Annotated in this window: 12 protein-coding genes; 8 read left to right on the plus strand and 4 right to left on the minus strand. The window is 59.4% G+C overall.

Going from position 1 to position 13,582, the window contains the following annotated elements; translation table 11 throughout:
* From PO778_RS01120 to PO778_RS01135, 4 genes are all read left to right on the plus strand, one after another.
* On the plus strand, positions 1 to 555 hold the full coding sequence (locus PO778_RS01120) for a DUF1697 domain-containing protein (protein ID WP_271438311.1): 555 nt from the start codon (positions 1 to 3) through the stop codon (positions 553 to 555).
* Positions 556 to 560: 5 nt separating this feature from the next.
* Positions 561 to 962: a 30S ribosome-binding factor RbfA gene (gene rbfA, locus PO778_RS01125; protein WP_160729280.1), complete on the plus strand. Its 402-nt coding sequence runs from the start codon at positions 561 to 563 to the stop codon at positions 960 to 962.
* A gap of 136 nt (positions 963 to 1,098) precedes the next feature.
* A complete protein-coding gene (locus PO778_RS01130; RefSeq protein WP_160729281.1) occupies positions 1,099 to 1,677 on the plus strand; it encodes a thymidine kinase in 579 nt (192 codons plus the stop codon).
* Positions 1,678 to 1,701: 24 nt separating this feature from the next.
* On the plus strand, positions 1,702 to 2,385 hold the full coding sequence (locus PO778_RS01135) for a site-2 protease family protein (RefSeq protein WP_271438312.1): 684 nt from the start codon (positions 1,702 to 1,704) through the stop codon (positions 2,383 to 2,385).
* A gap of 12 nt (positions 2,386 to 2,397) precedes the next feature.
* On the opposite strand, the gene galK is transcribed toward PO778_RS01135, so the two are convergent.
* Genes galK through PO778_RS01155 form a run of 4 tightly spaced genes read right to left on the minus strand, consistent with a single transcriptional unit; the run spans position 2,398 to position 8,132 of the window.
* The gene (gene galK / locus PO778_RS01140) at positions 2,398 to 3,435 is read right to left on the minus strand and encodes a galactokinase (protein WP_271438313.1); all 1,038 of its coding nucleotides are present in this window, start codon (positions 3,433 to 3,435) and stop codon (positions 2,398 to 2,400) included.
* Position 3,436: 1 nt separating this feature from the next.
* Positions 3,437 to 4,543 (minus strand): galactose-1-phosphate uridylyltransferase, encoded by a 1,107-nt coding sequence (locus PO778_RS01145; RefSeq protein ID WP_271438314.1) that lies wholly within the window; start codon positions 4,541 to 4,543, stop codon positions 3,437 to 3,439.
* On the minus strand, positions 4,540 to 6,039 hold the full coding sequence (gene glpD / locus PO778_RS01150; RefSeq protein WP_271438315.1) for a glycerol-3-phosphate dehydrogenase: 1,500 nt from the start codon (positions 6,037 to 6,039) through the stop codon (positions 4,540 to 4,542). The genes PO778_RS01145 and glpD overlap by 4 nt, the downstream gene beginning before the upstream one ends.
* Positions 6,036 to 8,132, minus strand: a complete 2,097-nt coding sequence (locus PO778_RS01155) for an alpha-galactosidase (RefSeq protein WP_271438316.1) — start codon at positions 8,130 to 8,132, stop codon at positions 6,036 to 6,038. Before PO778_RS01155 ends, glpD begins: the two co-directional genes overlap by 4 nt.
* A gap of 103 nt (positions 8,133 to 8,235) precedes the next feature.
* On the opposite strand from PO778_RS01155, the gene PO778_RS01160 reads away from it, so the two are divergent.
* The 4 genes from PO778_RS01160 to pnp all read left to right on the plus strand — a co-directional run bounded on the left by PO778_RS01160 (position 8,236) and on the right by pnp (position 13,507).
* Complete coding sequence (locus tag PO778_RS01160) at positions 8,236 to 9,699, plus strand: SLC5 family protein (RefSeq protein WP_271438317.1); 1,464 nt, start codon at positions 8,236 to 8,238, stop codon at positions 9,697 to 9,699.
* Between the two features lie 31 nt (positions 9,700 to 9,730).
* Entirely contained in the window at positions 9,731 to 10,732 is a 1,002-nt protein-coding gene (gene truB, locus PO778_RS01165) for a tRNA pseudouridine(55) synthase TruB (RefSeq protein WP_271438318.1), read from the plus strand.
* A gap of 6 nt (positions 10,733 to 10,738) precedes the next feature.
* Positions 10,739 to 11,008: a 30S ribosomal protein S15 gene (gene rpsO / locus PO778_RS01170; RefSeq protein WP_160729289.1), complete on the plus strand. Its 270-nt coding sequence runs from the start codon at positions 10,739 to 10,741 to the stop codon at positions 11,006 to 11,008.
* A 189-nt stretch (positions 11,009 to 11,197) separates the two neighbouring features.
* Complete coding sequence (pnp, locus tag PO778_RS01175; protein WP_271438319.1) at positions 11,198 to 13,507, plus strand: polyribonucleotide nucleotidyltransferase; 2,310 nt, start codon at positions 11,198 to 11,200, stop codon at positions 13,505 to 13,507.
* The last annotated feature ends 75 nt before the right edge of the window (positions 13,508 to 13,582 follow it).

The following is a 13,582-nucleotide window of genomic DNA, read 5'->3' on the forward strand; positions in this document are numbered from 1 at the left end:
ATGCGTTATGTCGCCTTTCTTGGCAGTATCAACGTGGGCGGCAACCGCTTGCTGATGGAAGATTTGCGCTCGGCACTTCGCTATGGCGACTTTGCCGATGTTGAAACGGTGGTTGCTAGCGGAAACGTGCTGTTCACGCATGACGAGGCGCCATCAGAAGGTCTGGCCGAGAAAATGGCCTGGATCGTAAAGGACGAATTCGACATCGACAGCATGGTTACCGTGCGCACGCGCGATGAACTGGCCGCGACAATTGCTGAAAATCCGTTTGCTGGGGACGGCGCTGAAAATCTGGTCCACACTTTGTTTCTGCCGGATGATCCGGGAGAGCATCAGGTCAAATCCCTGCAGATTGATCACGAAGGGCGCGGCAATGAGCGCATGGCGGCAGGTGCCAAATGCCTGCATATCGATTATGCGGACGGCGTTGGGTCCAGCAAGCTGACGGGTGAATTTATTGCCCGGCGTCTTGGTATGGACGGAACGGCACGCAATATTCGCAGTATGAAACGCATCCTCGCCAAAATGGACGAGCTGGATGCGGGGGAAAGTTAAAGTCAGTGGCTAGAAACCAGTCATCCAAGGAACAGCAATCCGTTCGCGTCCTGAAGGTCGGCGAACGTGTGCGGCACATCCTGTCCGAACTGCTCGCACGGGGTGAGGCGCATGACGATACGCTGCGCGCTACCTCGATCAGCGTAACCGAGGTCCGGATGACCCCGGACCTGCGCAACGCCAACGTCTATGTAAAACCGCTGCTGGGCGAGGATGAGGCCGTAGTGCTCAAGGCGCTGCGCACCAACACAGCCTTCTTCCAGCGCGAGGTGGCAAAGCGGCTGGGCCTGAAATTCGCGCCCAAACTGCAATTCAAACCCGACGAGAGTTTCGACGAAGCAAGCCGGATCGACCAGCTGCTCAACGATCCAAAGGTCGCGCGCGATCTGGACGACGACACCGAATAATCACCGGGCGTTTGCCTGATCCCGAATGACCGGTAGGCCATCCGCGCCAGCGAGCGTGTAACCGGCGGCGGCGCTTAGTTTGGGATTTCTCCACGGCTGCGCTCCACAGGAGATTTGATCCTGGCTAGAACGGGTCATGGCCAAGCTCTATTTTTACTACGCCAGCATGAATGCCGGTAAGAGCAGCACTCTGCTGCAGGCTGCGTTCAATTACGGCGAACGCGGCATGAAAGTGTCGCTGTGGACTGCGGCGATAGATGACCGCCCGGGTTTTGGGGCCATCAGCAGCCGTATCGGCCTTGCCAGTGACGCACACCGGTTTTCTGCCGACACCAATATCCTCGAATTTGTGCTCGATGAGAACACACAGGGCCGCGTCGATTGCGTGCTGATCGATGAAGCGCAATTCCTGACCGAAGAACAGGTTTGGCAATGCGCGCAATTGGCGGACGAGGCGAACATGCCGGTTCTGTGTTACGGGCTACGAACCGACTTTCAGGGCAAGTTGTTTCCTGGCTCCGCAGCATTGCTCGGCATCGCGGATTCGCTGACCGAACTGAAGGCGATCTGCGACTGCGGGCGCAAGGCGACCATGAATTTGCGCGTGGATCAGCACGGCAAGGCGGTGAAAGCCGGCGCACAGACCGAAATCGGCGGGGACGACCGCTATGTCGCGCTGTGCCGCAAGCATTTCAGCGAAGCACTGGCGGGTTAGCGCGGTGCGCCCTATCTAGGGTGCATGACAGAAACCCTGATTTTAGCGGCGATCCTGATCCCGTGCCTGATTGTCGCTATCGTATTCCACGAGGTTGCTCACGGCTGGACGGCGCTGGCGCTGGGCGATCCCACCGCACGCGATCAGAACCGGCTCAGCCTGAACCCTGTTCGCCATGTCGATCCGGTCGGCACCTTGCTGGTTCCCGGCTTGCTCGCAATCGTGGGCGGGCCCATCTTTGGCTGGGCGAAACCGGTGCCTGTGCGGCAGGAGCGGCTCGATAATCCGCGCTACGGCATGATGGCGGTCGCGGCGGCCGGACCTGCGACGAACATAATCCTAGGGCTGATAGGTGCGGTGGTGCTGGGCCTGCTGGCGATTGGTTTGACGGAGCCGCCAACCGGTGCGCTGGGCTGGGCGATCACGGCGCTCAATTACTTCATTACGATCAATATCTTTCTGGCGCTGTTCAACCTGTTGCCGATCCCGCCATTTGACGGCTCGCACATTGTGCAGGGTCTGCTGCCGCGATCACTGGCGGTGCATTATGCCAAATTGCAGCGGGCCGGAATGCTGCTGCTGGTTGGCTTGATTGCGATCACATGGATATTTCCGGACAGCGGGATCATCGAAAATGTGGTGCTGCCGCCCGTCGATTGGATGCGGGAAAAATTCATGGCCATCGCAATCTGGATTGCTGCTGGCTGACAGTCGCCGCAATCAGCGCGCCTCGATATAGTCGATATAGCGTGAGCGTGGATGTTTCGCGAGTAGGGCAGCCTGCCATGCCTCGCGTGCTTCAGCCTGCACGCTGGCCACGATACACCCGCCGAAACCGCCGCCGGTAAGCCGCGCGCCGTCTGCACCAAGTGCAACGGCATCATCCACAAGAGCATCGATTTCGGGCAGGGACATTTCGAACTCATCCCGCATGGAGGCGTGACTGGCGTTCATCAGGCCGCCGAAAAGCGCCGCATCGCCGCTTTCGAGGGCGGCGATTGCCGCAATCACCCGGCGATGTTCGCTAGCGCAGTGGCGTGCCCGCCTTTTCAAGACTGGATCTACCCCGGACGCCTCGATGTCCGCAGGTTCCAGCAGGCACAGGGCATCCGTTCCGAAAGCCTCTTTTGCGGCATCGCATTCCTCTTTCCTCGCGGCATAGCGGCCATCGGTGAGCTTGCGAGTGAGGCCTGAATGGATCACCACCATGTGGTGCGACGCAGGCAGCGCGACCACGCGGTATTCAAGGTTGCTGGTGTCGAGTGCCATTGCTTCGCCAGGTTTGGCAATCGCAACTGCCATCTGGTCCATTATGCCGCAGGGGACCCCCATGTATTCATTTTCCACCCGCCTTGCCGCGACAGCGATTTCTGCATCGCTGATTGCGCTTCCGGCCAATTCTCGCGCGGCTTTCAGCAATGTCACGATCAACGCTGCGGATGATGACAGGCCTGCGCCTGCCGGAATGGTTGAACGAACCGCGATGTCGGCCCCCGCGCTAATCAACCCCATCGCTTCCGCTTCGCGCATTGCGCCAACGGCCGGGTCTGACCAGCTTCCATCGGCTTCATCATCAAGGCTGCGCTCCGCCGTTCCGGAATAACCGCGCGCGGCAATGCTGAGCTTGCGGTCACTTCGCGGCATTACCGTTGCAGTCAGTTCGACCGACAAGGCGGCCGGCAGCACCCAGCCGCCATTGTAATCGGTGTGTTCACCGATCAGATTGACCCGTCCGGGGGATGTCACGGTCGCGTTCATATCAGAAACCCCGCAAGGCCGCGGCTGCCGTTTCCGGCATGACGTCGACCGTGAACACGCCGGTGTGCTGTTCAACCGATGCGAGATATTTCACCCGGTCCGCGTCCCGCAGCAGAGGATAGAACTGCGCTGTGAAATGGTAGTTTTCACAGCCGCCAGCCGGTGCCGCGTGCAGCGCGAACATATACGGCGTGGGGCGACCGAAAAACGCGTCGTATCGGCGGGTCACATCGCCCAGCAAATGCGCCAACCCGTCCAATTCGTCAGCGGAGCAGTCCCACGGGCCATCTCGGCGCTGTTTGGGGGCAATCCACACTTCGTAAGGAAAGCGCGCGAAACGCGGGCAGAATGCGGCCATCCCGCCTGCTTCAGCCAAACCATACTCGGGCATCGCTAACGCAATTTCCGCCGACAGATCATAGCCCTGTCTGAAGGCGGCGATGGCGGATTGCTGGACCAATGGCACTTTGCCGAAACCGTAAATCTGGCCATGCGGATGATGCAGGGTTGCGCCCACTTCCTCTCCGCGGTTTTCGAATGGCAGGACGTAGGCGCACCCTTCGCTGAACAGGTTGCGGTAGCGGTCAATCCATGCCGCGATCAGCAATCTGCGGCGGTCCTGACCGATAGTGTGCAAGCTGCCTTGCGCTTCGGGCGTGTAGATTACGACCTCGCACTTACCCCCGGCGGCGGCGGTTTCGGCGCCGTCCATTGGTGCGGGCTGCGGGGCCTGAGGATGCAGTCCGGAAAACTTGTTCTCGAACACTGCCAGCTCAAAATCTTCGAACGGGATTTCAGTTGCCGGGCCGCTGGGCAGGGTAGGTGCAAGCGGGTCTGCGCTGGCCGCAGGTTTGAACGTGCGGTTTTGTCGGTGGGCGGCGTAGATGTTCCATTCACTGCGGAGCGGGTGCCGGCGCAGTTCGCCCCCTGTCGCGATCGCATCATCCTGTTGATGCATCACGGCGAGAGTGTGCGGTTCGCGACCGTACAAGTAGAGCATTCGCCCGTCGACCTTGCGAAAGCTGCGCCGCATTATGGGGCCGCCGGGCACATCCGTTTCGACCTGCTCAATATTATCAATGGCGGTCAGGTCCTGCGCTGTGCTCATTTCGGGCCTTCGTTGGCAAACCAGTTTGTGACCGCCTGGCGCTGGCTATCGTCCATGTGCAAACCCAGCTTGCTTCGCCGCCACAGCACATCGTCGGCGGTGCGCGCATATTCGTGATCGACAAGATAGCGCACTTCGCACTCAGTCAGGCCGGCACCGAAATCGGTGCCCATCGCGGCCCAGCTGTCTGCATCGTCGATCAGTTCCGTGACAAGCGTACCATATGCGCGGCACAGCCGCAGCAGGGCAGGCGCTGGAACCCATGGGTACGCTTCGCCCATTCGCGCGGCAAAGTTGCCGAAATCACCCTCCGGAATATCGCCTCCCGGCAAGGGTGCGCCCGCTGTCCATGGCTTCCCCAGATCGAGCCATGGCATCTTGAGCTTCTCCAGCGCGTGTTCGGCCAGTTTGCGATAGGTGGTAATCTTGCCGCCGAAAATCGACAGGATCGGCGGTGCGTCCTGCGGATCGTCCAATTCAAACACGTAATCGCGGGTAACGGTGGAATTGTTGCGAGATTTGTCATCGTAGAGCGGGCGCACTCCCGAATAGCTCCAAACGGCCTGCGAAGGCGTGACATCCACTTTCAGATATTCGTTGATCGCGTCGCAGATATACGCTGATTCCTGATCAGAAATCTGGATCGTGTTGGCGTCACCCGAAAATGCGACGTCGGTCGTGCCGACCAGCGTGAATTCCCGCTCGTAAGGGATGGCGAAAACGATCCGGTCGTCGCGGTTCTGGAAGATGTAGCAATGATCCCCGTCATACAGCTTCGGGAATACCAGATGGCTCCCTTTCACCAGCCGCAGGTTCTCGTGCCGTTCGCCGGGGATGGCCCGGCCCAGAACCTGATCGACCCACGGGCCTGCGGCATTGACCACGGACCTGGCCGTAATCCTCCGGACCGAACCATCTGGGCCTTTTAGTTCGGCGATCCAAACCTGTCCGCGCCGGTCCAGCGCAGTGCATTCGGTGCGCGTGCAAATTTCCGCGCCGCGTTTCTCGGCATCGAGAGCGTTGAGGACGACAAGGCGCGAATCCTCCACCCAACAATCCGAATATTCGAACCCTTTGACGAGACGGTTTTCCAGAATGCCGTCGTGCGGCGGGGCGCGCAGGTCTAGTGTGCGTGTCGGGGGCAGGATTTTGCGGCCGCCGATATGGTCGTACATGAACAGGCCGAGCCTGAGCATCCACGATGGTCGCAGACCTTCATCATGCGGCAATACGAAGCGCAGCGGCCAAATGATATGCGGCGCCAGGCCGAGCAGCCGCTCACGCTCTATCAGGCTTTCGCGCACCAGCCGGAATTCATAGTGTTCCAGATATCGCAGACCGCCATGGACCAATTTTGTGCTGGCCGAGGATGTATGGCTGGCGAGGTCGTCTTTTTCCGCGAGCAGAACTTTCGCGCCGCGCCCGGCTGCATCGCGGGCAATGCCGACACCGTTGATGCCGCCGCCGATTACCAGAAGGTCGTATGGTTCGCTCAAGTTTGTGCTTCCAGATGATAGATCAGGCAGGTGTCAGGCCAGCATTGCGGCAATTGCAGGCCATATTGCATCAGGGCGGATCCCGCAAAGGTGCCTGCAATTCCGGCAAGTTGTTCCGGCCAGACACATTCCATGCGGTAGCACCGGTCGGGGTCCAGCCCGACAAATTGCACCACCGGCGGATGGGTTTTTGGGTGCTTGTCCAGGACCGCAATCTGGAACAGGGCCTCGCTTGCGTTTCGCGACACGGCGCCTGCGCCGCTGATGTGCGAGGGCGTTTCAAGGCGGTGATAATCGCCGTCATGGATCAGCGTGCGGTGCTGCTTGTGAAGCGCAATCGCCGCAGCCAGTATTTCGCGGTCGGCCGGGGTTTCCTGATCGAGGTCCAGTTCCATCCCCATATGGCCCAGCACGGCGGTGCCCGCGCGGAAATCCATGCCGAACCTTCGACCGGTGATGTGGCATTTTGCCGGGCCGACATGGTTGCCCAGCATTGACAGAGGCAGGAAATGCGCCGCGCCGCGCATGATGGAATACCGCGCGCGAGCATCATTGTTGTCGCTGGTCCATACGCGGTCGGTTCGCCGCAGGATTTCCCAATCGGCGCGCGCCCCGCCGGATGAACAGCTTTCTATCTCCAGACTGTCCGGACATTGCGCGCGAATGTCGCCAATAAGGCGGTAGAGTGCATTGGTTTGCCGGTGCACGGCAGCGTGGCCCTGGCTGTCACCGGGATGATGGATATCGCGGTTCATGTCCCACTTGATGTAGCCGACCCCGTATTCATTCACGATGGATGTGATCCGTTCGGCCAGATAATCGAACACGTCGCTGCGGGTCAGATCGAGCGGCAGTTGATGGCGCGATGCGATTGGTTCGGCCCCATCCGCCTGCAACACCCAGTCGGGATGCGCGCGGTATAGGTCGCTGTCGGAATTGACCATTTCCGGTTCGAACCACAGGCCGAATTCCATGCCCAGTTCGCGGACGCGGTTGGCGATCCGGCCCAGGCCGTCAGGATAAACGTCGGCTGATACCACCCAGTCGCCAAGGCCGGCGCGGTCGCTGCGCCTCGCGCCGAACCATCCATCATCCAGCACAAACCGTTCCGCGCCAATTTCTGCCGCCTGCTGTGCCAGCGACAGAAGTTTTTCCGGAGAATGATCGAAATAAACGGCTTCCCATGTGTTGAAATGTACCGGTCTGGGCCGTTCGCGGGCAATGCCGGTCCGGATATTGCTGCGGCAATATTCGTGCAGGCGGCGTGTCACATCGCCGTAACCATCCGCTGAAATTGCCGCGAACAAATCGGGGGTGGTGTAACTGCCGTTTCGCCCAAGGACAATTTCGCCGGGCAGCAGCAATTCGCCCATCTGCAGGGAGACCTTGCCATCGGCTCCGCTATCGACGCGCAGCCTGTGGTTGCCGCTCCACCCAAGATGGAATGCGGCAGCCAAGCCATGACCCTCTGCGGTCGTTTCTGTACCCATATAAAGCCCGGGGTAGCAATCATGGCTGGTCCGGCCAGACCGGTTTTCGCGCAGGTAACTGCCGGTAAAGCGAGAGATTGCCTCTGTCTGAAACTCGTTCGCCCAGCGCCCCGAAAAACCTGTCAAACGGTTGAGCCGCAGATCGATGGGCAGGCACAGCGCGGCGCACGATTCAATCGCAATTGCCTGCGGGCCGGGGTTTTCAAGCCGGGTGAAAGCGGTCAGCACGCCCGTTTCGGTATCGACTACAAAGCTGTGAATGGCGCGCAGCCCGCTGACCATGTCGCGGGAGATGATGACTTTATAGCTTGGAGAAACGTCTTCGATTTCATCGATCCGGAAATCGGCGGCCCATTCTTTCCCGGCGCGGTGCAGCAGGATTCCGGGGGAGGGGTGGCCGGTTCCGATCGGGTTCAGCAGGCTGGGCGCGATCGGAACTTCTGGCCCGCCGGGCGCATGGGCCCGGGCGGCAAGCGCAACCAATTCTTCCGGTGATGTGCCGGTAATTTCCGGGCCCCAGTGAACAATGGCAGGCCGGTCGCCGATGCTGGCCGCCAGTATCAGCTGCGTTCCGCCGCCTGTCAGTGTCAGGAATTCGCTCACATCCCGGCACTAGCGGCGAATTTGCGGCTTGAACATTGGTCTTCGCCAAAAAGCGGGCTAGGCAAGTCACAGAACATAAAAGAGGATTGGGAGAGTTTCCTCAATGAATGTGGTTCAGGTCGGGGTTTTCATCGCCATCACCGCGCTTATCGCGCTTGCCACCTGGCTGCATTGCCGGGGCAAGGGCAAAGGCGCTGCGGCGGACGAGAAGGACTACTTTCTCGCCAATGGCGGGCTTGCCTGGTATTTCGTTGCCGGTTCGATCACGCTGACCAATCTCAGCACAGACCAGTTGATCGGGATGAACGGCAACCAGATGGCGCTGCTCGCGTGGTGGGAATTTGCCGCGGTTGCCGGCCTGTTCATCCTCGCCTTTGTTTTCCTGCCGGTATATTATCGGAATGAGTGCACGACGACGACCGAACTGCTGCAGAAGAAATACGGCGACAAACACATTCGTGCGCTGATTTCCGTGCTGTTCCTGTTCGGCAACCTGTTCATTTTCCTGCCCGCGATCCTGTATGGCGGGTCGCTATTCCTGCTTTCCATGTCGGGTATAGAGACGACCCTGGCGAACCTGATGTACGCCTCTGTCGTCCTCGCAATAATTGGTGCGGCGTATGCGATTTTTGGCGGCCTGCGGGCGGTTGCCGTATCAGACACCTATTCGGGTGTTCTGATATTGGGTCTGGCGCTGCTGGTCGTGTATCTCGCGCTTTCGGCGATTGATTTCGACCTTTCGGGCGTCCCCGCAGACCGTTTGACGCTGATCGGCGATAACGACAGTCCGATCCCGTGGCACACCCTGCTTACAGGCATGATTTTCATTCAGACGTTTTACTGGTCCACCAATCAGACCATCACCCAGCGGGCGATGGCTGCACCGTCAATCAGGGAGGCGCAGAAAGGCGTAATGGCCGCTGCCGGCATCCGCCTGCTGATCGTTCCGGCAATCGTCGTGATCCCCGGTATCGTTTCGTACAAATTGTATGGTGATATTGGCGACCCAGCCTATGGACGGATTGTCAGCGACGTTCTTCCGCTGTGGCTGTCGGGTGCGTTCGCCGCGGGCATAGCCGCCGCTGTATTGACGACATTCAATTCGATCCTGAACGCTTCTGCCGCGCTGTATGTGTGCGATATTCACGAGGCTTATGTCGGTAAGCCCCGATCTGTGCCGATGCTCAGTGCGGTAGTCTCCATTGCAATGTCGGTTCTGGCGCTGGCGCTGGTGCCGTTCTTTTCCAGTCAGGAAAGTCTGATCAACACCGTGCAGGAACTGTACGGTCTGCTTTCGATGCCCATCTTGTCGGCGTTTATCGTGTGCCTGGTGTTCCGCAATGTGAAGGCCGGCGCAGCGATGATCGGGGTGGTCGCCGGGGTGGCATTCTATGCGTATTTCAGCATGGTTTGGCAGCCGCTGCATTATATCCACGGCATGTTCTTCACCCTGATCCTGTCGGTGGTTACCGCGCTGGTCACCAACCGGCTGATTTTCGGCCAGTCTGCCGAATTCGCGATTGGCAAGGGCGACACACCGGCACAGGGCGAAACAGCGACGGCTTGAGGGTTCGGCCAGTTGCGCCTAGCGGGGCCGGATGAATAGCAAGCTTCCCCCGCCAAACGGCTGGATCATCCTCGACAAGCCTCACGGGCTTGGTTCGACACAGGCCGTGGCAGCAGTGAAGCGCAACCTGCGCGAAGCCGGATTTGCCAAAACCAAAGTCGGCCACGGTGGCACGCTCGACCCGCTTGCGGAAGGCGTGCTGCCCATTGCGCTGGGCGAGGCAACCAAGCTGGCCGGGCGTATGCTCGATGCGAGCAAGATCTACGAATTCACGGTCCAGTTTGGCGAAGAAACCAGCACGCTGGATAGCGAGGGAGCGGTTGTTCAGACATCTCAAAAGCGCCCGCCAATGGCCGCGATCGAGGCAATTCTCAGCCATTTTACAGGCGACATCGAGCAAGTGCCGCCCAAATATTCCGCACTGAAAATCGATGGCAAGCGCGCCTACGATCTTGCTCGGGCCGGTGAAGAAGTGGAGATGAAAACCCGCGCGGTGACCATCCATTCGCTCACGATGGGGTCCGGCTATGAGCCAGGCAGAGGTGTAGGCTCCGCCTTTGCAACAACATCTGGCCGTCCGGACCCGTTCGATCCGGGCGCGCCGCTGGAATTGGCCGATGCCGTGACCCTGACTGCCCATGTCAGCAAGGGGACCTATATCCGCAGCCTGGCCCGCGATATTGCCCGCGCCCTTGGATCCGTGGGGCATGTGACCTATCTAAGGCGGATCAAGGCCGGGCCGTTCCTTCAGGAACAGGCGATTTCGCTAGACAAACTGAACGAAATCGGTAAGGGCGCGCGACTTGAAGACGTAATGCTGCCTTTGGAGGCAGGGCTGGACGACATCCCGGCTCTTACCCTCACGTCCCAACAGGCAGCAGCGGTCCGTCAGGGCCGTGTCTTGGAGGGGCAGCCCCAAGCAGACGGGCTCTATTGTGCCATGCACCGGGAAATTCCGGTGGCATTGATGGAACTTGTTGGCGGGACGGCGAAAGTCGTCAGGGGTTTCAATCTTCACGATGTCGCGGAGTAAACGACTATGACGATCAGCGCTAAAGAGAAGCAGGACGTAATCAAGGAATACGCACAGAACGAAGGCGACACCGGTTCGCCAGAAGTTCAGGTGGCAATCCTTACGACCCGCATTCGCAACCTGACCGATCACTTCAAGGCCAACCACAAGGATAACCATTCCCGTCGCGGCCTGCTGACGATGGTCAACAAGCGCCGTAGCCTGCTCGCCTATCTCAAGAAGATCGACGTGCAACGCTACAACGACCTGATCCAGAAACTGGGTCTGCGTAAGTAAGAGTTTCGGAACGGCTCCCACACGGGAGCCGTTCTTTTATCGGCGCTATCGCCGCAATACAGGGCAACTGTCACAATTCGGTGGCAGAGCCTGAGGAGCCAGAGCGGTTCCATACCGGCCCGGGCCGGATCTCCCGGAAACAGAAGGCCCCGCACAGCAATGTGGCTGGCGGGTTCATAAGGAAAATACATGTTCGACAAGAAAACCGTATCGATTGAATGGGGCGGAAAAACCCTCACTCTCGAAACCGGTCAGATTGCCCGTCAGGCTGACGGCGCTGTTCTGGCTACCTATGGCGAAACCGTGGTGCTGTGCGCCGTGACCGCCGCCAAGTCCGTACGTGAAGGGCAGGACTTCTTTCCGCTGACCGTACACTACCAAGAAAAATTCTCGGCTGCTGGCCGTATTCCGGGTGGCTTCTTCAAACGCGAAGGCCGTGCCACTGAAAAGGAAACACTGACTAGTCGCCTGATCGACCGTCCGGTCCGTCCGCTCTTCCCAGAAGGGTTCTACAACGAAATCAACGTAATCGCGCAGGTCCTGTCGTATGACGGCGAAACCGAGCCGGATATCGTTGCAATGATCGCGGCATCCGCTGCGCTGACCATTTCGGGTCTTCCGTTCATGGGCCCGATCGGCGCTGCACGCGTCGGCTTCCGTAACGGCGAATACGTTCTCAACCCGTCGCTTTCGACTGCGCTGGACGAAGAAGGTCGTCTCGACCTGGTCGTTGCTGCAACCAACGACGCAGTGATGATGGTTGAATCCGAAGCGAAGGAACTGTCCGAGGAAGAAATGCTCGGCGCGATCATGTTTGCGCATGACGAGAGCCGCAAGGTTATCGGCGCGATCATCGACCTCGCTGAACAGGCTGCCAAGGATCCTTGGGAAATCAACACGTCGGACGATACATCGGCGATCAAGGAAAAGCTCCGCGGCATCGTAGGTGACGACATTGCTGCAGCATACAAGCTGACCGACAAGTCGGCTCGCTCGGCAGCGCTGAATGAAGCCCGTGCCAAGGCCAAGGAAGCCTACGCTGAAGAAGACGGCCAGACGCAGATGACAGCAGGCAAGGCAGTCAAGAAGCTAGAAGCCGAAATCGTACGCGGCGCGATCCTGAAAGACGGTCAGCGCATCGATGGTCGCAAGACCGACGAAGTCCGCCCGATCGAAGCCATGGTTGGCCTGCTGCCCCGTACCCACGGTTCGGCTCTGTTCACCCGCGGTGAAACGCAGGCGATCTGCACCGTCACGCTTGGCACCAAAGATGCCGAGCAGATGATCGACGGTCTCGAAGGTCTGAGCTATTCGAACTTCATGCTGCACTACAACTTCCCGCCCTATTCGGTCGGTGAAGTGGGCCGCTTCGGCTTTACCAGCCGCCGCGAAACCGGTCACGGCAAGCTCGCATGGCGCGCGCTGCACCCGGTACTGCCTGATGCGGAAGATTTCCCGTACACCATCCGTATCCTGTCGGACATCACCGAATCCAACGGCTCGTCCTCCATGGCGACCGTATGCGGCGGCTGTCTGTCGATGATGGATGCCGGTGTTCCTATCGAACGCCCGGTTTCGGGTATCGCGATGGGCCTGATCCTTGAAGGTGACGAATTCACCGTTCTGTCCGACATTCTGGGTGACGAAGATCACCTTGGCGACATGGACTTCAAGGTTGCCGGTTCGGAAGCGGGTATCACCAGCCTCCAGATGGACATCAAGGTTGCCGGCATCACCAAGGAAATCATGCAGACTGCCATGGAACAGGCGAAAGCCGGCCGTGCGCACATCCTGGGTGAAATGACCAAGGCACTGGGCAATGCCCGTAACGAAGTCAGCCAGCATGCACCGCGTATCGAAACGATGCAGATCGACAAGTCGAAGATCCGTGACGTTATCGGAACCGGCGGCAAGGTCATCCGTGAAATCGTCGCTGAAACCGGTGCCAAGGTCGACATCGATGACGAAGGCGTAATCAAGATTTCGTCTTCCGACGGCGCGCAGATCGAAGCTGCACGCAAGTGGATCGAAGGCATCGTCGAAGAAGCGGAAGTCGGCAAGGTTTACACCGGCAAGGTCGTAAACATCGTCGATTTCGGCGCATTCGTGAACTTCATGGGCGGCAAGGACGGTCTCGTCCACGTGTCCGAAATGAAGAACGAGCGTGTCGAAAAGCCGGGCGACGTCGTTTCCGAAGGCCAGGAAGTCAAGGTCAAGGTTCTCGAAATCGACCAGCGCGGCAAGGTCCGCCTGTCGATGCGCGTTGTTGACCAGGAAACTGGTGAAGAGCTGGAAGACACCCGCCCACCGCGCGAAAGCAAGCCGCGTAGTGATCGCGGAGATCGCGGTGATCGTCGCGGTCCACGCGGTGGTGGTCGTGATGGCGGCCGTGGTCGCGGTCCTCGCGGCGGTGGCCGTGATGGCGGTGACAGCGGTGACGGCGGTGACAAGGGCGGTTCAGGCGGCGACAGCCATATGCCGGACTTCCTGAAGGACTAAGCGTCACTTCATGATAATCAGAAAGGGCCGCGAGCAATCGCGGCCCTTTTTATTGCAGCTTCCCTTTTCATAAGC

Source organism: Pontixanthobacter luteolus (assembly GCF_947494915.1).
Taxonomy (GTDB): Bacteria; Pseudomonadota; Alphaproteobacteria; order Sphingomonadales; family Sphingomonadaceae; genus Pontixanthobacter; species Pontixanthobacter luteolus.